The 19979-nt window shown below is 63.2% G+C and carries 20 protein-coding genes; 7 read left to right on the top strand and 13 right to left on the bottom strand.

The features are described from left to right. Positions 1-22: 22 nt before the first annotated feature. Positions 23-3076 (top strand): type I restriction endonuclease subunit R, encoded by a 3054-nt coding sequence (locus ACFQ36_RS07105; protein ID WP_377012027.1) that lies wholly within the window; start codon positions 23-25, stop codon positions 3074-3076. 69 nt (positions 3077-3145) lie between these two features. Here ACFQ36_RS07105 and ACFQ36_RS07100 read toward each other — a convergent pair whose 3' ends face one another. Then, positions 3146-5233 carry a P-loop NTPase fold protein gene (locus ACFQ36_RS07100; protein WP_377012026.1) on the bottom strand — a complete coding sequence of 696 codons (2088 nt, stop codon included), beginning with the start codon at positions 5231-5233 and terminating at the stop codon, positions 3146-3148. 80 nt (positions 5234-5313) lie between these two features. Next, complete coding sequence (locus tag ACFQ36_RS07095) at positions 5314-5592, bottom strand: ArsR/SmtB family transcription factor (RefSeq protein ID WP_377012024.1); 279 nt, start codon at positions 5590-5592, stop codon at positions 5314-5316. Between the two features lie 342 nt (positions 5593-5934). On the opposite strand from ACFQ36_RS07095, the gene ACFQ36_RS07090 reads away from it, so the two are divergent. Together ACFQ36_RS07090 and ACFQ36_RS07085 are read left to right on the top strand one after the other, a co-directional pair. Then, positions 5935-6645, top strand: a complete 711-nt coding sequence (locus tag ACFQ36_RS07090; RefSeq protein WP_377012043.1) for an HNH endonuclease — start codon at positions 5935-5937, stop codon at positions 6643-6645. A 70-nt stretch (positions 6646-6715) separates the two neighbouring features. Beyond that, positions 6716-7774 (top strand): hypothetical protein, encoded by a 1059-nt coding sequence (locus ACFQ36_RS07085; RefSeq protein ID WP_377012022.1) that lies wholly within the window; start codon positions 6716-6718, stop codon positions 7772-7774. 49 nt (positions 7775-7823) lie between these two features. Here ACFQ36_RS07085 and ACFQ36_RS07080 read toward each other — a convergent pair whose 3' ends face one another. The 7 genes from ACFQ36_RS07080 to ACFQ36_RS07050 all read right to left on the bottom strand — a co-directional run bounded on the left by ACFQ36_RS07080 (position 7824) and on the right by ACFQ36_RS07050 (position 11686). Continuing rightward, positions 7824-8198, bottom strand: a complete 375-nt coding sequence (locus tag ACFQ36_RS07080; RefSeq protein ID WP_377012020.1) for a hypothetical protein — start codon at positions 8196-8198, stop codon at positions 7824-7826. After that, positions 8195-8533, bottom strand: a complete 339-nt coding sequence (locus ACFQ36_RS07075; RefSeq protein WP_377012018.1) for a hypothetical protein — start codon at positions 8531-8533, stop codon at positions 8195-8197. Before ACFQ36_RS07075 ends, ACFQ36_RS07080 begins: the two co-directional genes overlap by 4 nt. Positions 8534-8547: 14 nt before the next feature. Beyond that, on the bottom strand, positions 8548-8955 hold the full coding sequence (locus ACFQ36_RS07070) for a hypothetical protein (RefSeq protein WP_377012016.1): 408 nt from the start codon (positions 8953-8955) through the stop codon (positions 8548-8550). After that, positions 8952-9140, bottom strand: a complete 189-nt coding sequence (locus ACFQ36_RS07065) for a hypothetical protein (protein ID WP_377012015.1) — start codon at positions 9138-9140, stop codon at positions 8952-8954. Before ACFQ36_RS07065 ends, ACFQ36_RS07070 begins: the two co-directional genes overlap by 4 nt. Then, the gene (locus ACFQ36_RS07060; protein ID WP_377012013.1) at positions 9140-9487 is read right to left on the bottom strand and encodes a hypothetical protein; all 348 of its coding nucleotides are present in this window, start codon (positions 9485-9487) and stop codon (positions 9140-9142) included. The genes ACFQ36_RS07065 and ACFQ36_RS07060 overlap by 1 nt, the downstream gene beginning before the upstream one ends. 11 nt (positions 9488-9498) lie before the next feature. Further along, positions 9499-10107, bottom strand: a complete 609-nt coding sequence (locus tag ACFQ36_RS07055) for a hypothetical protein (RefSeq protein WP_377012011.1) — start codon at positions 10105-10107, stop codon at positions 9499-9501. A 301-nt stretch (positions 10108-10408) separates the two neighbouring features. Further along, entirely contained in the window at positions 10409-11686 is a 1278-nt protein-coding gene (locus ACFQ36_RS07050; RefSeq protein ID WP_377012009.1) for a hypothetical protein, read from the bottom strand. 121 nt (positions 11687-11807) lie between these two features. Here ACFQ36_RS07050 and ACFQ36_RS07045 point away from each other — a divergent pair, with 121 nt between their 5' ends. Next, positions 11808-12725, top strand: coding sequence for a hypothetical protein (locus ACFQ36_RS07045; protein ID WP_377012008.1), 918 nt, complete (start codon positions 11808-11810; stop codon positions 12723-12725). 607 nt (positions 12726-13332) lie between these two features. Here ACFQ36_RS07045 and ACFQ36_RS07040 read toward each other — a convergent pair. Together ACFQ36_RS07040 and ACFQ36_RS07035 are read right to left on the bottom strand one after the other, a co-directional pair. Next, complete coding sequence (locus ACFQ36_RS07040) at positions 13333-14886, bottom strand: hypothetical protein (RefSeq protein ID WP_377012006.1); 1554 nt, start codon at positions 14884-14886, stop codon at positions 13333-13335. 375 nt (positions 14887-15261) lie between these two features. Further along, the gene (locus ACFQ36_RS07035; RefSeq protein ID WP_377012004.1) at positions 15262-15606 is read right to left on the bottom strand and encodes a hypothetical protein; all 345 of its coding nucleotides are present in this window, start codon (positions 15604-15606) and stop codon (positions 15262-15264) included. A gap of 295 nt (positions 15607-15901) precedes the next feature. Here ACFQ36_RS07035 and xerC point away from each other — a divergent pair, with 295 nt between their 5' ends. Next, positions 15902-17287, top strand: coding sequence for a tyrosine recombinase XerC (gene xerC, locus ACFQ36_RS07030; protein ID WP_377012002.1), 1386 nt, complete (start codon positions 15902-15904; stop codon positions 17285-17287). A 460-nt stretch (positions 17288-17747) separates the two neighbouring features. Here the strand turns inward: xerC and ACFQ36_RS07025 are convergent, their stop codons facing one another. Together ACFQ36_RS07025 and ACFQ36_RS07020 are read right to left on the bottom strand one after the other, a co-directional pair. After that, complete coding sequence (locus ACFQ36_RS07025; RefSeq protein WP_377012000.1) at positions 17748-18290, bottom strand: nuclease-related domain-containing protein; 543 nt, start codon at positions 18288-18290, stop codon at positions 17748-17750. Between the two features lie 2 nt (positions 18291-18292). Further along, positions 18293-18448 carry a hypothetical protein gene (locus ACFQ36_RS07020; RefSeq protein ID WP_377011998.1) on the bottom strand — a complete coding sequence of 52 codons (156 nt, stop codon included), beginning with the start codon at positions 18446-18448 and terminating at the stop codon, positions 18293-18295. A gap of 73 nt (positions 18449-18521) precedes the next feature. On the opposite strand from ACFQ36_RS07020, the gene ACFQ36_RS07015 reads away from it, so the two are divergent. Next, on the top strand, positions 18522-19187 hold the full coding sequence (locus tag ACFQ36_RS07015) for a hypothetical protein (protein ID WP_377011996.1): 666 nt from the start codon (positions 18522-18524) through the stop codon (positions 19185-19187). Between the two features lie 93 nt (positions 19188-19280). Further along, complete coding sequence (locus ACFQ36_RS07010) at positions 19281-19838, top strand: DUF4240 domain-containing protein (RefSeq protein WP_377011994.1); 558 nt, start codon at positions 19281-19283, stop codon at positions 19836-19838. The last annotated feature ends 141 nt before the right edge of the window (positions 19839-19979 follow it).

Raw genomic sequence — 19979 nt, 5'->3', positions numbered from 1 at the left:
GGAACTCCCCGGGGGAATTATCTTGAGCGCCGCAGTCTTCAACGAAGCCGCCACCGTGCAGAAGCCCATTATTGGGCTTCTGGCTGACATTGGCTGGAAGCACGAACCGGGATCAGCACTGCCACGTCCTTTCGAGGACGTGTTTATCGACGATGATCTCGTCGACGCCCTGATCCGGCTCAACCCACTGATCGCTCACGACGAGTCCCGGGTCGATCTGGTGTTGCCGATGATCAAGGCGACGGTGCTGTCCGTTGCGGAAGACGGTCTGGTCGCTGTGAATCAGAAGATGATGAAGTGGCTGCGCGGCGAGCAGCTTGTCCGTTTCGTCGGCGAGTCGAACGATACTGCGATCAGGCTGATCGACTTCGATAGTCCAGAGAACAACTCGCTGATCGTCTCCGACGAGGTGACGTTCGGAGTGCCGGGCAACGAGCGGCGTTTCGACATCGTCCTGTGGGTCAACGGCATCCCGCTGGTGGTCGGGGAGACCAAGTCCCCGGTCAACAAATCGTGGGTCAATGGGGCGGCCGACATCCATGAGAAGTACGAGGTGCAGAAGCCGCAGTTCTTCGCCACCAACGTCCTTTCCTTCGCTACCGAGGGCAAGGAGTTCCATTACGGCGCAGTGCGGTGCCCCATTGACCACTGGGAGATGTGGGGTTCCACGGACGAGCCGTACGACCTTTCCGGTTGGGAGCGGGTCAAGAGCAGCGTCAAGGGACTTTTGAACCCGTCGCGTCTGCTCTCGATCATCACAGACTTCACCCTGTACGAGAAGACCGACAATAACGGGCGTACGCAGCTCAACAAGATCATTCCCCGTTATCCGCAGGTGGAGGCGGTTGAAGCCATTCACGAGCGCGTTCTAAGCGAAGACAGCCGTCAGGGGCTGGTGATGCAGAACCAAGGCACCGGCAAGACTCTCGCCATGGCTTTCGCCGCCGTCAAGTTGATTCGTGAACCGGCGCTGCGTAGCCCTACGATTGTCGCCGTTGCCGACCGTGTTGACTTGGTGGACCAAACCTTCAATCAGTTCAAGACCACCGACCTGCCCCGACTGCTGCAAGCGGACTCGACTCCCGACCTCCAGCGAGCACTGGCCGAGGATAAGCGCGGCATCATCGTGACCACCATCCACAAGTTCGCGGATGCCGGGCTGCTGAACTCCCGGGACAACATCATCGTACTGGTGGACGAGGCGCACCGCACCACCGAGGGCATGCTTGGTAAGCAAATGCGTGAGGCGCTGCCTAACGCGCAATTCTTCGGCTTCACCGGCACTCCCATCGCGGACAAGGATAGGAATACGTTCAAGCTGTTCGGTGACCCCAATGATGATGGCTGGGCGCTGAACACTTACACGCCGGAGCGCTCCATCGCCGACGGCACCACGGTGCCCATACACGTCGCGCCGCGGCTCGTGGAATTCAGCATCCACAAGGAACTGCTCGACGAGGCGTTCGAAGCCTTCGCCGAGGAGCAGGAGCTCTCGGATGACAGCGTCGAGTTGATCAAGGGCAAGCTGACCAAGCTCTCCACGATCATGTCGAATCCGGAACGGGTGGAAAAGGTCTGCGCCGACATCGTGGAGCATTTCTACTCCCACATCAACCCGCTGGGTATGAAGGCGCAGATCGTCGCCTACGACCGGCCCCTATGCGTGGCGTTCGAGCAGGAGATCAACAGGCTGCTGGACGCACGGCATCAAGAGGCACTGGTACGCAACCCGGATTACGTCCGGGACGAAGCTGCCGTTGTCATGAGCGCCGGGTCCAAGGATGATCCGAAGGACTGGAGCCGGTACGACCTCACCCGCCAACAGACGAACGCGCTTACGGACCGGTTCCGGAACTTCCACGACCCGCTCAAGTTCCTAATCGTGACCAGCAAGCTCGGCACCGGTTTTGATGCACCCATCGAGGGGGTCCTGTATCTGGACAAGCCCATGCGGTTGCACACCCTGTTTCAAACCATCAGCCGGACCAATAGGAAATGGAAAAACCCCAAGACCGGACAGGAAAAGAAATACGGGCTGATCGTCGACTACTTCGGTCTCGGGGACGAGATCGCCCGGGCGCTGAAACCCAGCGACCCGAACTTCAAGGGCAAAAACGTCAACATCGACGGACTCTTCGAGGAGTTCGAAACCGCTATGGAGACGTGTCTGAGGCAGTTCGAAACCGTCAACCGCAACGACGGCAGCGCGGACGCGTTGCAGGACGCCCTGAACTGTATCCCGCCGGGAGAGGACCGGGACAAGTTCGCAGAGGAGTTTGGCATGCTCTCCGGCATATGGGAGCTGCTGTACCCGGACACCCGGTTGACCGAACACAAGCAGGACTACCGTTGGCTCGCGTCCATCTACAACATTGCCAAGCCCTCCACGACCGCGAATCTGCTGCTATGGAAGAGGCTTGGGGCCAAAACCCTCCAGCTCGTGCACGACCACATCGGGGACGTCACGGTGACGGACGGCGGCATTGACGCCGTCATCGTGGATGAGGAAACTATCGCCAAACTGCGTCAGCTTGGGTTGGCCGATCGCCCGAAAGATGACGACGGCGGACTGGATGCCATTGACGTGGATGAGGTCATCGACAACATCGCCACACGGCTCGCCAAGCGGCTGGCAGGGGCCAACGGCAAGCATCAGGTCTACAAGACCCTGTCGGAACGGCTGGAAAAGTTGCGGGAGTCCTCCCTGCACCGGGCGAAGGACTCCGTGGACTTCCTACGCAAGCTGCTGGAACTGGCACAGAAGCTCGTCGAGGCGGAAAAAGCCGAGGACTCCGGTGGAGCGGAGGGACTGTCTCTCCTGCCGGACCCCAATATCGGCGCCCTCACCCAGATTTTGGAGGAATACAAGCCGGAGAACACTCCTGTGCTTGTCTCGGAGGTCGTCCGGGACATTGACGGCATCGTCAAGGAGGTCCGCTACGATGGCTGGAGCCAGACGCGCGAAGGCGACCGCGCTGTCCGCAAGGAAATCAGGCTCGTGCTGAAGAAGTACCTGCTTGACACCTCAGGCCCGCTCTTCGACAAGACGTACGCTTACGTAGCGGAGAACTACTAAAGCTCAGAGACTGATGAGGCCGCGGATGTACTGACAGACCCTTGGATGGAAAATGCAGCAGTCACTTAATCATGTTCCCTTGGCTGCCACTCCGTTCCCGGGTTCTCCAGTGCTCGGACGCCGCATCGCCTGAATGGTTGCCACTACAACATCCACCTTGGGGTCAAACTCGTGGGAGTCGGCGATATTTGGTGGGGGAGTGAGGTCTGCCGTCGATAGGATGTCGTCATTCACCAGCACCGAGAGGCCCTCTATATGGAGAGCGACTTGAGACGGCCATGCGTTGATGATGTCGCCGACGAAGTACAGGGCGACGGATACGAGCGGCAAATCTCCCTGCCGAATCGCGTCGGAGATACTCATCCGGGCCTGATCCAGCGTTCCGCACTCCTTGAGGAGTTTGTAGGTGGCGGAGAAGCGCTGGAGATTGCAGCGGGTGGGAGGGTCGGCGGCGAATTCCGTGAGCTGTTCAATGCCGATGCCGGACACTGCCTGTTTAAGCTGCGTCAGGGCTGTCGAGTCCGGGTCGGGCAGTTCGTCCTTGTCGAACACATGCGCAAGGAGCGTGTCGGCATGGGCGATGGTGTCTTGGAGGACTTGGATTTCTGGCAGACTACGCAGGGTTGCTTCCAGACCCGCAGTGTCTTCAAAAGCCGGACGCATCACGATCAGGTCTCCCAGCCACGTGGAAAGCGGCAACGGCAGGGACGTTGATGCGTGGGTGGGCAGAATCCCCAGAACAAACTCGGCCAGTTTGGCTGCTGTGGCCGGGTCCCTAATCAGGGGTTTCGCATGGAGCTGTGCCTTCTCCAGCGCTGCGACAGCCCCTGTCGGGGACGTGAAGGTGGAGCTGAAGTCCTCGCCCGCATAGTCGTCCCCCTCGTGCTCCAGAATCCGGTGGATGTCGGCGATGACATTGGCATCGGACACGTCTCCTTCGGGGATGCCGAAGACGAAGTAGCGGTCGAAGTAATCGGGATGGCTGATCCGCATGTGCTCGCGAGTGTGTGTCCGCCCGACGGTACCGGGAAACAGATTCTTCATGGTCGCAGTGATGATGGACAAATCATCTTCATCAGGACCCGCCAGTCGGGTGAACCGGTCGGCCCATGCCGACTCATCCGGGAGCTCGTCCCCGTGGGAGCCCAGCGGCACCGTGCCCAACAGATCGTCCTTCCACGGCTGAAGCTGCCGGTACACGGCGGGATAATGCAGGCGCAGGAGCGTGACGGCCAGAAAGTCGGACAGGTCGACCTCGTCGATGCCGATGAGGTCGAGATAATGCGAGGCCTGTGCCACGAACCGCTTGACCGCACGGACTGTGGAGAGGGACCGGTAGGCAACCTCGTCGTGGAACCATGCAAATCGGTGGAAGGACGCTTCGTCGCGGCCGGACGCTATCCCCTCGGAGAGCGTGCCGAGACCTTCGAACAGCAGGTTCCGCAGGTGCATCCGCTGTGCGGGCGGAATGGCCAGCGGGTACTGGACGATCTTCTCCAGATACTGCGCAGCCCGGGCCCGTCCGCCGGTTCTGGGTTTCAGGGCATCCACCAACGCGTCGTGGTCGTAGGAGAGCAGGTAATGGACGTTGCGGAACCGGCCGAGCATCCTGATGGTCTTGATCAGCGTCAGGACTTCGTCGCCGTGCAGCCGGTCCACGTCGTCCACGATCACAAGGATGCGTTCGTTCTTCTCGCTGAGGATTTTGTCGATCTGTTTGAACTGGGTGTCCCAGTTCGTTGGGCTGATAAACGACTGAGCAGTCTCCGCCAGCTTGTCGGCGAAGGGGAGGGGGACGGCTCCCAACGCCGGGAGACTTTTCTGCGCGAGCGAGAGCAGAACGTCTAGGTTCTTCTTGGTTTTGAACACGTCGCTGCCGGACATGAGCGTGCTGAAGAATTCGGCCAGCAGGCCGCTCTCGTCGGCCACCGACCACGGACTGAATCGTAGTGGCGTGATGCTGTCGAGAGACTGCTCCACGAGATGGAGCAGGGACGATTTCCCGCTGCCCCACGGGCCGATCAGGCCGAAAACCGTGCTCTCCGCTCCCGGCGGAACGCTGTTGATCAGGGCGGCGACCTTGCCGCTGAACGGTCCCCGGTCGAGACGGTCTTCGCTGGGATTCCTGATTTCGGTATCCGACCAGATGCTGTCCACCCGACCAGCTTATGTTGCGGCAGGTCTCCGGACGTATTGCCGATGCACAAGGGAAGAGCCGGTAGTTGTATGTTGCGGATTCAGACGGTGCTTGTGTGCGGGAGATTGGCGAGGAAGTGCCGGACCGAGGTCATACTGGCAGTATCCAAGCTGTAGAATCGGCGCACCCCCTGCTTACGGACACAGACCACGTTCCCATCCCGTAGCACCCTCAGGTGCTTCGAGATGGCAGGCTGGGGCACATTGAGCTGACAGACGAGTTGATTGACGCTCAGTTCGCCGTGATGGGCCAAGAGTTCGACGATCCGCAGACGTGCGGCATCGCCCAGACCATGGAACCAACCCGTGTGCCCGGTCATTGTCAATGAGATCAGCCCCTAAGTTTGATGGCCCGGCCGGGCCGTAACGGATGGGAGGAAGGGGTACTCCTTCGTCCCCAAAATTCCGGAGGTACCCGCGGCGTTGACGAATCCACCGTTTGCCGGTGTGGATGCGTGGACCGCATTGTTGCCGCTCTCTGTAACAGTAGCGGGCGCATTCCCGGAAGTTTTTCGGCACGTCCTGCATATATGTCCGCCTTCTCCGGTGGTTGCCGTCTAAACGGCGGGAACTGTCCGCCCCGTCAGGCAGAATCGATGGCGTATCGCGGCGCGCCGTCCAGCACGGCGCCCGCTCTAGGGAAAGGAATGCCATTGGGGGAGATGAAGCCGCCTGCTTGGACCCGAGATGAAATCATCCTTGCCTGCGATCTGGTGCGGGACAACGGGTGGAAGGGCCTCGAACCCGCGGACGTCAGGGTGATTGAGCTGTCCCGGCTGTTGCAGAGCAGTCCGCTTCATCCGGTGGAACGCAGGGGTGAGAAATTCCGCAACGTCAACGGCGTGGCCCGCAAGACGGTGGATATTGCGACGCAGCACCCGGACTACCGCGGGATACCGACCCGGGGGAACAGACTCGACGCCGAGGTGCTGCGCGAGTTTCTGGCCGACACGACCCGGATGCGGGCCGTGGCCGCCGCGATCCGCGAGGAGCTCGGACGGGGCGAAACCCGGCAAGCCGACCTTGACGGGTTCGAGGACGAGGATGAAGCAGGGGAGGGCCGGATTCTGTTGGCCCTTCACCTCCGTCGGGAGCGCAGCCGCAAACTCCGCGCGCGCAAGATTGAAGCCGTGAAACGCGCCGGGCGGGACATTGTCTGCGAGGTGTGCTCCTTCGACTTTGGGGTGACCTACGGACCGCGCGGGCAGGACTTCATCGAAATCCACCACATCCTTCCTCTACACGTCTCCGGAGAGGTGCAGACGCGGCTGGCCGATCTGGCGCTATTGTGCTCGAACTGCCACCGGATGATCCATCGCGGCAAGCCGTGGCTAACCCCTGCACAACTGCGCGAAGTCGTCGCCCGGGGATGAGCCTGCTGCATGAATCTTGGAAGTGTTGGCACGAATACCGGCGGCTGCCCGGGGAATGCGGGGTTGGACAGTGGAAACCGACGCTCTGATGGAGCGATTTATTGCCCGTGAGCAGGGACAGAAGTGGACTTACAGCGAGCATGAGTGCTTTCTATGCCTGACACCACTGACGGAACGAAACCGCACACGGGAACACGTGTTTCCCAAATGGTTGTTGAATCGCCACGGGCTGTGGGCGGAATCGATGACGCTCATGAACGGGACCACCATGCAGTACAGGCAGCTCACCATTCCGTGTTGTCGGGAGTGCAACGGCCAGTATTTGTCAATCATGGAGAAGGAAGTCGCAACTGCCTTCGATGGCGGTTACGACGAGGTGAAACAGCTCGACCGGAAGACACTTTTTCTGTGGCTCGCGAAGCTCTTCTACGGGTTGCTCATCAAGGAGCGGCGAACCCTCCTTGATCGTCGCGACCAAAACGGCAACATGATCGTCGGCGATGACGACTTGGATCGCTTTGCCATGCACCACCTGCTCATGCAGGCTGTCAGGGGTGGCTCTACGTGGAGCTCGGCGCGTGAAAACCCTTGGTCCATTTTCGTTTTCAAGTGTCAGACCTCGGAAGATGTGAGGTTGAACTTCGACTACATTGATTCGTTCCGTATCCCGTTTCTCGCCATTCGTTCAGGAGACGTTGCGGTTATCGCGGCCCTTCAGGATTGGGGTCACCTCGAAAACGGAATCGAGGTAAAGCACTTGGCAGCCGCTCAGCAGCTCGCCCTGCACCCCTTCCAATTCAAAGAGGCTGCACTGGTTGCCTGCTACACATTGCTGGTCTTCTTTCAAGACCGTCGCTTCGTCGTTGCTTGGGCCGATGGGCAGCGGGAAATTATCCCTATACCCATGCCGTCTCCACGGGTCCTTGAAGACGCGCAACTACTTCATCTCGCGCCGGAGCTTGCAAGGCACTTCAACACTCCTCTGGAACACATTACGGACGGCAGGAAACTGATCACGACCTTGATGGAACCAGACGGTACTCCGTGGACATTGGCGTGGGACGGAACGGACCGGTTTCCGACGATGACCATTCATCCGGTCGATGCCTTGGGGGAGCACCCCGTGTAGGAGTATCGCTCAGGTCGGACCGAGACACAAACCAGTCCGCGGGACCGTGTCACAGCGCGCCGCCGAGGAATGCCGGGGCGATGCCGTCCTGTCCCGCCAGTTCCAAGGCCTCCAGCCGTGCGACCAGCGGCGCGGCCATGCGTGCATGCATCGTCATGGCTTCGGTGAGCGTTTCCGCGCCGTCCGCCTCCAGCCGGTATCCTTCCGCGTCATAGGACTGCGTCAGCCACCACACGTCGGACCGGTGCAGGACGCACGCGCTCAGCGTGACTACCAACATTTCCGGGCCCGCCGCATGCAGCACCATGATCCGGTCGGTGCCGCGTTCCCGGTGCAGGTCCAGCCATCGGGAGGTGTCCCAGTCCTCGACCCCGACCATGGTGGTCAGCCGGTAGCCGTGGACCCGGCGCGTTTGAGTCCTCACAGGGCCCCGCCCCGCAAGGGCATCGTGGTGTCCTCGTAGGGCGCCTTGGCCTCGTCCCACGTCACCTCGGAGTCGAGGAACTGGAGCGAAGCCTGCTTCGGGTACCGGCGGTGCTCGCAGGCCCACCGCAGCAGGTCGTCGTCCACGGGGCCGGTGACACCGTGGGACCAGAAGGCGCCGACGTCGACGAGACCTCCGACCAGCCACCGGAGGATTGGCTCCCGCGGTTCCGTGGGCTTCAGGGACCGGATCGTGTCAATGACGGACAGTGCTTCCTCATGGGTCTGCGGCACGGGGACGGTGACCGGGCGCAGCAGCGCGGTCCGGTACGTCATGGTGTCTCGGCCCGTCACAGGGCACCGCCGGCCAGCGTCTGCGCGCCCCCGTCATCGACGTGCTCCCGCTCCAGATGCCGTCGCAGGTACACGTCCCGGGCCTCCTCGTACCGCTCGCGGAGGTACGGCTGGTCAGCCCGCAGCGCCTTGAGCACGCCAAGGGCCTCGCGCACGGCCGTCAGGGCCCGGCGCCCTGACAGCATTGAATGGTTGAAGGGGACGGCCTTTCCGTGGCCGCCGCGCGGCGGACTGATGATCGCCACCGGTTCGCCGCCGTGCACGCCGAAATACGCGTCCGGCACCTTCTCAAGGGGTACGATCACCGCATGCTGCCCGGCGGCATCGAGCACCGACTGAATCTGCTCCAGCGTCAACGGCAGCGTACCGTCCCGGTAAACACGCCCGGCCAGCTCCCCGCTCACAGCACACCCTCCAGCAGCGCACCGTGCACGCCCGCACGAAGCGCACGGTGCACCACCCGGTACCGGCGCAGCGCGACGAGGCTGTGCCGCAGCAGGTCCGCGTCCTCCCGCCAGCACCGGCAACCGTGCAGCACATGCTCGCTGTCCGCACGCATGATCCTGCCCTCGATCGGCCTGCCGCTCATCAGAGCACCCCCTCATCCAGCGCGGCCGCCCCGCCGGTACGCCGCAATCTTTCCTGCTCTCGCAACCGGCCGACCACCCCACGGTGAATGGCCAGCACTTCCTCCTCTGTCGCTGCCGAATAGCGGATGATCCCGCTGCCGCGGCCGCCAAGGACCCGGGTTTCGAACAGGGCATCCCCGCCGTCCCGGTTGAGCGGCATCCACTCGGACCGCACGATGATGTCCGGGCCGCCGTCGGCCCGCTCCACACGGTTCTCCGCTACATGCAGCGCACCGGCAGCAACCAGAGCCTCAATGTCGCGCGCCGTGCATTCGCGGCCTTGTCGGTCACGGAGAGACCATGCCATGTCACTGCCTCCTAGCATCCGATTGCCATGCATGCTGTGCACAGCGTCGTCGCGTGCGGGGCCGCCTCGCCGTACAGCGCGGCGTCGTCCGGTCTGATCCGGTCCGGCAGTGCCAGCGGCGACGATGTTTTGATCCACCGCGCCAGCGTGCACAAACCGCAGCCATCAACTTTATGAACGCGTCCGGCATCGTGGGCATCCTGCTCCGCGCGACAGACCTTGGCCTGTGCCGGGATATAGGCCCACCGCCACCACCCGGAGCTGTCGCGCTGCACGCCTGCGTACTGCCAGCAGGACCATGCTCCGACCGGTTCCACCCCTATCGTCAGCGGCGGCCACTCGCAGGACAGCGGCACCACCGTACCGTCATGTACCCCGCCGACCAGCACCGCGTCGAGTGACCGCGGCCGGTGCAGTGCCACGAGCAGCGCCTCGCCGCCGGTAATGTAGATTCTTCCGGCCACGTGTTCGACCGGCACAAAGTCCCAGCCGGAAGCATGCAACTGAACCACCACCACCTGCCGCCGCAGGGTGAGCAGTTCCGGGCGCAGTCCGAGCAGGGTCTCAGTCCGGTGGTCGGGCAGGCGGACCGTGCGGACCAGCCTCTGTGGCAACTGCATGCGTCCCCCTGCCTGCACGTTTCGTAGGTTCATAGTTAAGCATGCAAAGCGGGTGAGGCCAAGCAAAAGTCCCCGGCGAAGGTCGCCGCAACGCGCCGCGCCATGGGCTGGTAAGGGTTAGCGTGCCGGGTCTGGCGGTCCTTCAGGGCGCCGGACCCGGCACGCAGGCTCAGTGGGTAAATTACTGAACAGGGACGGGTGCGGAACGAAGAGGGCGACGTCCCGTAGGCGTCAGGCCAGCGTATGGGGGGCTGGGGACATGTTCCGCCATGTGCGTGGCCGCGGTAACGCCTGAGTGGTGTTATCGGCCGTACTTGATGCGGAAATAGTAGTCCTCCAGTGTTTCGTCCGGGGGACGGGCGGGGTCAAGCCCGTCCATCCACGGTGCCAGCGTCGCGGCGTCGGGGGCCGGGGGCAGGACCAGTTCGGAGAGGGAGGGCTCCAGTCCGGCGATGTACGAGTCGGCCCATGCCAGCCATGCCTGAGCGTTCGCCTTGGCCGGTCCGGTGGGCAGGTTGTCGGCTTCGGCTGCCAGCCGTTGCAGGTGGGGTCTGATCCGGGCGACCGTGTCCAGCCGTTCGCACAGGTTGTTCATCAGGTGCAGGCGGTCCTGCTCGGTGGCCTGTTCCACGGCACGGGCGCGCTGTTTGGCCCAGTGCTCGCGGCGCTGTTGCAGTTCGTGCGCGTGGTCGCGTCGGAGCCGGTCGGCGCGTGCGGAGGCGGCCTCGATTTCCTCTAGCACCTGCGAGAGCACCACGTGCAGGTTCGGGGTCTGCGACTCGGTCCACTTGGTGCGTCCTCCCTGCCCGGGGAACTCCGGGTGCAGCCGGAGGGTGAGCAGGGGCAGCAGTTCGGCCGTGTTGAACGGCAGGTGGGTCTGCGGGTGCCGGAGGACCTCGTCGAGGTCCTCCGGCGTCGGCCGGTATCGGACGGACCGGGTTTGCTGCTGAAGGAACACGGACACGGGACAGTGTCCGGCATCGATGATGAGAACCGGATCGGTCATCCGGTTCGCCCCGGGGCCGACAGTCCAGCCGTTCTTTAAGGCGGTATTGATGAGTGCCTGCACGATGCGGAAGAGCCGCCGCTGGGTGGAGTTCCAGACATCCACCTTGAGCTTGAGCTTCTTGGCGATGGGGTGGTCGGCCTGTCGGGGCAGCGGGACCGTGTACCTGTCGGCTTCAGGCGCCTGAAGTGGTGGAGGCGGCGGGGCGGGCGGGCGCGGCGGGTTGTAAACGATCTCGGGCCGTGGGATTTGGAAGGTCTTCCCGCCCGGGGTGCGCGGGGCAGGTATCCGGTAGCGCGGGGGCATCCGGTTGTGCTTGAGGTAGTAGCGTCCGCCGTCGGTGAGTGCAGCCTGCCACCCGCCGCGCTTGGTGATCTTGACCAGCTTCTTGAATTCAAGGACGGCCGCGGACTGCCGGTGATCCGGCGGCGCATCGGTACCGGGACACCCGGAGTTGATCCACCGCAGGACCGCGAACTGGCCGGGGGAGAGCGGATCAAGGTAGGCCACGAGTCCATAGTTTGCCGCCTGCGCGCTCATGGCGGAAGAGGTGCTGCGGGAGAAAAAGATCATTGGGTCAGACCCTGCCGGTTTGGGGAACGAAGGCACGTCGTGCCCGCAGGTAATGTCGGAAGCAGGACCGATACTGCTTGGGAGAAGCAGCAGATACCCACACGCAGTCGAAAGGGAAGCCTTGCAAATTCCAACACCCTCGGAAATCCGTGACCTTGAAGCGCTGGCGGCGCTGCACACAGCCTCGGGCGGGGGACGGTCCGATACCGATCCGGTGCGGGCCGTGCGGGACGTCATCGGAGACCGGGATGCCGCGTACGCGTGGATGCGGGAGATGGAACAGGCGGACCTCGTCGAGGTTGACGGTGGACTGGTGCCCATGGCCAGAGTCTCCCGTCAGGGCCGGGCGATCGTGGAGGCCGCAACCGCCCGCCGCAGGGACCGCAGCGGACGCCGGGAGACGCTCCGGCGGCGGCTGCTGGCATGGACCGACGAGCACAGCTCCGGTCCTTCCGAGCAGATCAACGCCGAAGGATTCCTGACCGCACCACACGCATGGATCGACGGCGGGCGGGCCACCTTTGAGGAACTGGCGTCGGCAGCCGGAAGCCTGCTGGCGCAGGAACTGGCCGCAGGCGAGGTGTACCGCTCCGGGCAAACACCGGTCCGGGTCGACCTTGCCATCACCGAAGACGGACAGAGCTGTCTGGACGATTTCGACGGCGACTTCGTCGCATTCACTGCATCCCGGCAGCACCCCTCTCCCGGACATGTCTTCCACATCGGGTCGGTGACAGGCAGTTCGCTCGCTGTCGGCGGCCACGGTGCGACCGTGTCGGCGGCCACGACCAACAACAACGGGGAAGCAGCGGCAGTGGTGGGCCGGGCCGTCCGGCAGGTCCTCGGGACGCTCAACCTTTCGGCCGCCGAGCTCGCCCGCGCCGAGGAACATCTGTCCGCACTCGAAGAGGGCACCGACGGCACTAAGGTAAGCCGGGCCCTGCGGTGGGTGGCCGGGTTCACGACCTCGACAGCAACCGGCGCCGCAGGGCAGCTTCTCGGAGGTGTCGCCGCAGGGCTGCTCGGCATGCAGGCCTGATGCCGGTCGAACTCCCGTAGCGTTCGTTGCCGGAGAGAACCGTGGCCGTAACCGGGCGCGGGCATGGATGCATGCAGGGTATGAGGGGTCGGCCTCGGGGCCGTCCTTGTCGTATCGAGTATTGGTTCGGCGCCTGCATTGACATGCCCGGTGGTGAGTCCTGCGGTGCTTCGTCAGCTCGGTCCGCCCGCAGGCAGAACCCGGTCACACCGGGCTGACCCACCCTTATGAACTACATATAGATGATGACCATAGGCACTCTGGCCTTCCAGCTTCGTTGCCCCGGACAGGCCCGGATTACGGCATGCCGCCGTCGCCAGATCAGGGCACGGCGGTCTTCGGATGGGCGCGACCCGCTGTAATGACGCTGACCAGCGGAGAGGACAGAGACTAAGAGTCTGTGTTCACTTCTTGGCCGGTACTGTGCACAAGCCTGTGACCGAGGCACTGAAGCTCGTGGAAAATGACACCGACGCGGTAGTGGACGGCGGGATCGGGGCAGCAGGGCAGAGCTTCGGTTCCTTCGCTTCTACGCACCGCGGCTGCGCGGGCAGGGAAAATCGCGGCCTGTTATCGAGACCGGTACGACTTGAAACTTGTACGGTTCCTAGCCGCCGTACGCGTCTGCGTATTGCTTGGTTTGTCCCGCGGCTGCGAGGTGTGACTGGAGCTGGGGCCAGCTCCTGAATCCAAGGCTCTTCGCCAGCGTGAGCTGTTCGCGCCAACCCCAGTCGCGCCCGGCGGCATCGACTGCCGCCCATCCGGAAACGGGTTCTGCGGCCGTTGCGTCTGCGGAATTGGTCGTCTCATCCAATGCCAGCATGGCGTCCCGGTACGCGTCCTCGGCGATCCGTTCGGCGGCGTCGGCTGCATCCTGTGCGGCCAGATATGCGTCGAGGTCCCAGTCGTCGCGCTCCCACGCTGCGGGTGCGGCGGCACGCAGGGCTGTAAGGTACGCGGAGTTACGGCGTATCGGTTCCCGGTAGGTCTCGGCCTCCCACGTAGCAAGGTAATCGTCGGAGGGCAGCACGCGGTCGGGCAGTGCGTTGGCGACGGCGAGGATACGGCGCAGTTCCATGATCTCGTCATTGGTCAGGGGCCGGTAGAAGCTTCCGCCGCGAAGGCGCCGGCGCTCGTTGGACCAGTAGCTGATGTCGACGGCTACTCCGTCGAATTCCTCATAGACGGGCTGTGTTCCGGCCAGCCGGGCGAAGAACCTGCGGACGGCTGCCTCCGCCTCCTGTGTCCGGCATTCCAGTACCAGCGGGGCGTCCGCGGTGCGGCGTCCGTGGGTGAATCCCAAGATGCCCCAGAAGGAGACCTGCTGGCCTTCCCATTCCGGCGGGACGAACTGCTGATGGAGCTTGTCCGCGTACTTCACCTTGTCGTCGAGCCGCAGGTACCACACGAACCGTTCGACATAGTCCTGAATTGAATCTGCTGGTTTGACCTCGTCGGCACGGGCCGTGAACGTCACACGGCCGTGCTCGGCGGGGTTGGACACGTCGTACCGCACGCCAAGAATGTCAGCCCATGTGCGCTCGACGAATTCCCAGAAGCGGAGGTGGTTAAACCGCCGGGAATAGTCGATGCGGCGGCCGCGTGGGTGGTTGGAGAGCATTTCAGTGCCGTCCGCATGCACGGGAACCGTCAGCAGGAGGTGGAAATGCGGGTTTCCATACCGCTGGAATTGCAGACCCCAAATGGCGTCGAGTTTCATTCCGTACGCCGACTTGAATCGCCTCGCGAATCGACGCAGGGCCTTCACCGCGGCCTTATAGTCCGGTGCGATGTCGGACCAGTAGGTGCGGTTTCGCGGTCCTCCCACAGCCTCGTCCACGCTGCGGGGCATTCCGTCTCCGGGGAACTTGAGGACGACCATGCGCGGCGGGTTGTCCATGGTCCAGCGGGAGAGGTCTAGATCAAAAACGGCGCGCTCAAACCGGTCCTTGGCCGCCTTCGTGAAGAAGACACTGGATTTGGCCGCACGCTGGCGGGCGCGCCATTTGAGGACCTTGGCAAACTCCTTGGCTTGTTTGATGCGGACACCTGCCGTCAGGTCGTAAAGCGTGACGGTTTCGGGCGTGTGCATGCAGGCGCGGTTGCGGTGGTCAATGGTGATGGTGGAGTGAACCTCCTCTATGGCGTTTGGCCTTTCCATGTGCCTTCCCTGTCCGATTTCAATGGGTGCTATCGGACGGAACCCTACAGTTGGATCGGACGCTCATTTTCTGCGGCGGCGAGGCGAAAAGGCCCTTTGTGCTAGCAGCTTGCAGAGGACTGTCGAGTGAATAACCAGATGTTGTGCCGTCAATATTGTTGACGGCACAACATCTCGTTTTTCTGGGGATTTTCCGGAAACTGCCGCCCGACGGGCGAGTGAAGTTGTTCGCTGTAGGGGTAATGATCGGAGCGCCAACTCGGCCGAAGTTCGCCTCGTTTTGACCGCGAATCGCGGCGGCGAGCCTTACCTGTTGCGAATCCGCCGGATAAGCCTGCGGGCGGCAGCGGCGGTGCTCTTGACGCGGTTCCCGAATCACATGAGAGCGGGGCGAGTGAAGCGCATGGCCTTCCGCAGGCCGAGCGACGCTGTTGCGTACGCGGACTCCAGTTTCGTTGCCGTCAGCGCCACATCCCATGCGTCGAGGCGCTGTACGGCCTTCTTCAACCAGTCCAGTACGGAGTTGGCGGTACTCGACGCTGCTACGAACTGGCCTACGGGCGTTTGAGTGAGTACTCCCAGAACGATGGTGACGATGAAAATGATGAGGTACATCCCGGCGATGCGGTGTGCGGCGAGCAGGACGGCCCGGGCAACCTTGCGGATGGCTGACAGGACCATGAAGGCCGAGATGTGACGGAACCGGTTGAAGAAGTGCACTGTATCCTCCGTGCAGGTCAGTGCCCGCCGTGGTCATGGTGGCGAGCGTCTGATTGCCTGTGTGCGGCCCCCATTCCGATGCGACGACGCGCAGCGAAAACGCCCGTTCTCTGAGAGGGCAGCGCGGAAAGCGGCAGCGCGCGTCCTGCCTCCGGCATACGCTCCGATGTCGACTGCGAGTGTCGGTGGTGCGGACGGCGACACGTTCTCACGCGGCCTCATTGCTCTGGCCCGGCAGTCTGTCTTGTACCGATACGCTTGAGCCCATCGTCAGTACGTATAGGCAGGGGGATCAGTGGCGGAGGAGAAGCCGCGCAGGAGTAAAGGGACTGGCAGCAGGGTTTCGCGGACGGCCAGCGGCTGGAAAGGCTACATTACCGTCGACGGGAAGAGGGAGTACTTCCACGCTGCATCGAAACGGGCAGCCGAGGAAAAGCGGCGGCACCTGCTAAATCACCCTGAGGAGGTCAGGGCGAAGCGATCTGAGAAAGCTGGTAAGCCTGCTCCCGGCTCATCCAGCCCCACAGTCAGCGACCTGATCGACAGGTGGCTTAATTTCAAGGCGACTTCACTCCAAAAGCCGCACCGCCCCAAGACAGCGAGCGGATACAGGGATGCCCAGCGCCTGCACATCAACCATGCCGAGTACGGCATTGGTGATCTCGACGCCAGCATCATTGACGGCTTCCGCATCCGCGAATTCTTCACCGAACTCCGCGTAGGCAGGGGACTCGGCAGCTCACTCGTGCGCACCATCCACAGCCTCCTGAACCAGTCCTACGAGTATGCCATCGAGCACGGCCTCGTCTCTGGCAATCCAGTCTTCAAATCGGACCGGCCCGGACTCGACACGGTCGACGTGTCCGAACTGACCGAGGAACAGGTGGGACAGCTCCGTCTGGCCCTACGGAACCACGATCAGGAGGCACGTTGGCTCATCGCCCTATACATGGGTCTGCGGCCGGGAGAGGCCTTGGCTATTGAACGCCATCATATCGACTGGAAGCGGAAGACCCTGACCGTCAAGCAGCAGCTCCAGCAGGACCGCGTCTCCGGAGGACTCATTATCAGCCCTCTGAAGTCCTCCACGTCGAACCGGCAGCTTCCGATTCCCGACGTCGTCATGGACGCCCTGTGGAGACAGCTCAAGGTCCGTAGCCGGTACCGAAAGGCCCGCGCAGAGGCTGGTAAGACGTGGGAGACCTTCAAGGACAAGAACGGGTCCGAGACCGACTTTATGTTCATTCAAGAGAATGGACAGCCTATCCGCCCACGACTGGATACGACGAACTGGAAACGGCTCCTGATTCAGGCCGGACTCTGCCACGACCACGAGACAGAGCTTGATTCGGACGGAATGCCGCTGTGCGTCCCCGACCCCATCAGCAGGTACGCGTGTCGCCATTACGCAGCGACGTGGATGCTCAGCAAGGGAGTCGATATAACCACGGTCTCTCTGATGCTCGGACACACCGACATCGGGCTCACCGTGCGCACGTACGTTGCTAAACGGGTGCCAGCCATGGAGACTCTCGGGGACAAGCTGAGCAAGGCCATCGAAGCTGACTTCGAACGCGCCAGCGCCATCGAAGAAGCGAATCAGCAGCGGAGGCGTGAGATGAAGCTTAGGAGAGAGAAGAGGTTGAAGAGGCGCGCCGAGGCGGAACTTTTAGCCCCCTAAATTCCCCCTATTTTGTCGCCACCATCTGCACTCGGATGCTCGAAGACGGTGCGATCAATCCCGGAAACACGCGAAAATCGTTCGTAACAGCCCGGGAGCCTAAAACTTGTAAACAGGGGGTCGCCGGTTCGAATCCGGCAGGGGGCTCTCCATGCCCCTCTTGACTAGGCGAAACGCTTGGCGAGAGGGGTTTTTCATGGCCCGTTTTTCGATAACTACGGGAATACTACGAAAATTGAGCCCGGTATGGAGCTCGATCCGTACGGCCGTCGCGAATTCCGGTGGATAGAGCATCCCCGTGAACGAAAAGGAAAACACGGGACTGCTTCGCGCGGCCCAAGACCAGCCCGAGCAGCTGATGACTCGCATCGAGGCCGCCCGCTGGCTTAACCTCGCCCCGAAGACCTTGGCCAACATGGCCAGCAACGGACTCGGCCCCGGCTACATCAAGTTCCCCTGCTTACGCAGCCGGTCCACGAACTTCCGGTCGGCAGGATGCCGGCCGATGAAGGATCCCAGTGCTGACGCGGGTTTTTCTCCTTTGAGCACGCCGGCGCCCGGGCACCTTGAACAGGATGGTCCGGACCGGCGCGGTGGTCCGGCTGGACCAGACAACCAGCTTCGGATGGACCACTTCGGCCCGCGTATGGACCAGGAAGCGGACCAGTGATTCATGCGCCATGGTCCGTTTCCCGGTGTGGACCACCCGCTCCAGGCCGCGCCGGTTGGCGCCGGCCAGGCTCCAGTAGAGGCCCGGCTTCCACACCTTCGAGTCCAGGATCAGGACCCGCCGGCCGCTGACGACGACGTGGTCCATGTTCGCGCTGATGCCCGGGATCGGGATGCGCAGGTCGTGCAGGACTGCGGCCCGTCCGGCGAAGCCGTCGAGGACCTGGGCGGTGCGCTTCTCGCCGGCCGCGCCGATGTTCGCGACGTCCTGGTTCTTCGCCCAGGCAGCGTTGTTCAGTCCGGCGGCCGTGGTGCCGTAGGTGCCGTTCGCCACCGCTATCCCTGGAGGAAGAGCTTGATGATGCCGAAGACGACCAGGGCGATCAGGCAGGCGGCCAGGATCTTCCCGCCCTGTCCGTTCATCCAGTCCTGGACGTTCTTCCTGCTTGCTTCGCGGTCGCTGCCGAGGCGGTCTTTCCAGTTCTCTGCCATGCCTGCGTCTATGCCGCGACGGCCGGGAACGGGGGTGCCGTGAAACCGGACCCGGACGTGCGAGGATACGGCCATGACTGTTGCCTCGGACGCGGCCCTGCTGCTGGACCACCTGGACTCGATCGGCGTGCACGGAGAGGTCCGGGTCGAGAAGGGCTGGGACCACATGGGTGCCAACCTGGCCGATGCCGCGCTGCAGCACCGGCAGGACTACGAGAAGGTCGTGAGGAAGCGGGCTAGGGCTCTGAAGGAGGCCTGGCCGGACGCGAAGACGACGTCGGGTTTCCTCGAGTGCCTGGCCACGGACGACCTGGCCGCGGTGATCGACTGGAGGGGGCCGGACCGGCTGCAGCAGATCAAGGACATGGCCGCGGTCCTCAAGGACCATCAGGTCGAGGAGGCCGGGGACCTCCGGGAGGCGCTGGAGGATCCTGCGCGGCGGCACGGGCTGCGCGCTGCCCTGGATGCGGTCCGCTACGTCGGGCCGAAGACCCTGGACTATTTCGACATCCTGGCGGGCCTGTCCATCGGGGTGGCGGTGGACAGCCGACTGCTGACGATCACGGAGGCGGCCGGCATAACGAGCAGCGGTTACGACTACGTTGCCTCGGCCATCCGGGCGGCAGCCGATACTCGCGGCTGGCGGCACGGTGACCTGGACGCGGCCCTGTGGGCGTACGTCGGCGACCGGCCGGCCAAGCCAAAGGGAATGCGGCGGCGCGCGGTCGGATCCTGCTGAACAGCCGACTGGCGGGGGAGAGGGATGAAGAAGCGCTGGGCGGCGCTGTTGGCTGCCGTAATTTTGCTGGCTGGCTGCGGAACCGGTCAGGAGGTGGCGGCGCCTGCACCGTGCGGCGGGGTGGCCTTCATTGCCGACGGCGGCTTCTGGGAGATCATTGAACGGACCCAAAATGCCTCGGGTGGAAGAATCCAGACGCAGACGGTCGAACTGGAACACTGCCTGGCGGAGCTTCCCGCCGCCGAAATCGCCGCTTTCGACATTGAGTTCGCCCGGCACCACGACGAACTGTATTCCTGGGACCTCTGGGGCGCGGCCTTCCTGCTGCAGAACGGCTGCGGGGACGACTGCTTCGAGTACTTCCGGAGCTGGGTTATCGCGCAGGGGCGGGACTACTTCGAGGTGGTCCGGGACGACCCCTCGGCCCTCGCAGACGGACGCCTGGGCGACGAGGAGGAAGTCGCCGAGGCGGAACTGCTCTCCTACGTTGCCTCCGACACCTACACCCGTCTCACCGGCAGGGAGATGTGGAACGACTACCCGGACCACCCTGGCGCCTTCGACATCGACGAGCCGTCAGGCGAACAGTGGGAGGAATCCGAACTCGAGGCTATGTTCCCGGAGATCACCCCGCTGCCACTGGAGTACTAAGACCACCCTGCGGCAACGCAACGATGCCCTGCTCGCCCTGGCAAGAGTTGTAGCGCTTCTTTCCCCGGACCTTGCAGGCCGGCCGCAGCGAACGCGGCCTTCGCCTGACAGCCGCCGCAGATCCGGTCAGGCCAGCCAGCG

The sequence above is a fragment of the Arthrobacter sp. GCM10027362 genome, from assembly GCF_042679445.1.
Taxonomy (GTDB): Bacteria; Actinomycetota; Actinomycetes; order Actinomycetales; family Micrococcaceae; genus Crystallibacter.
This window is presented reverse-complemented; position numbering and strand designations above follow the sequence as displayed.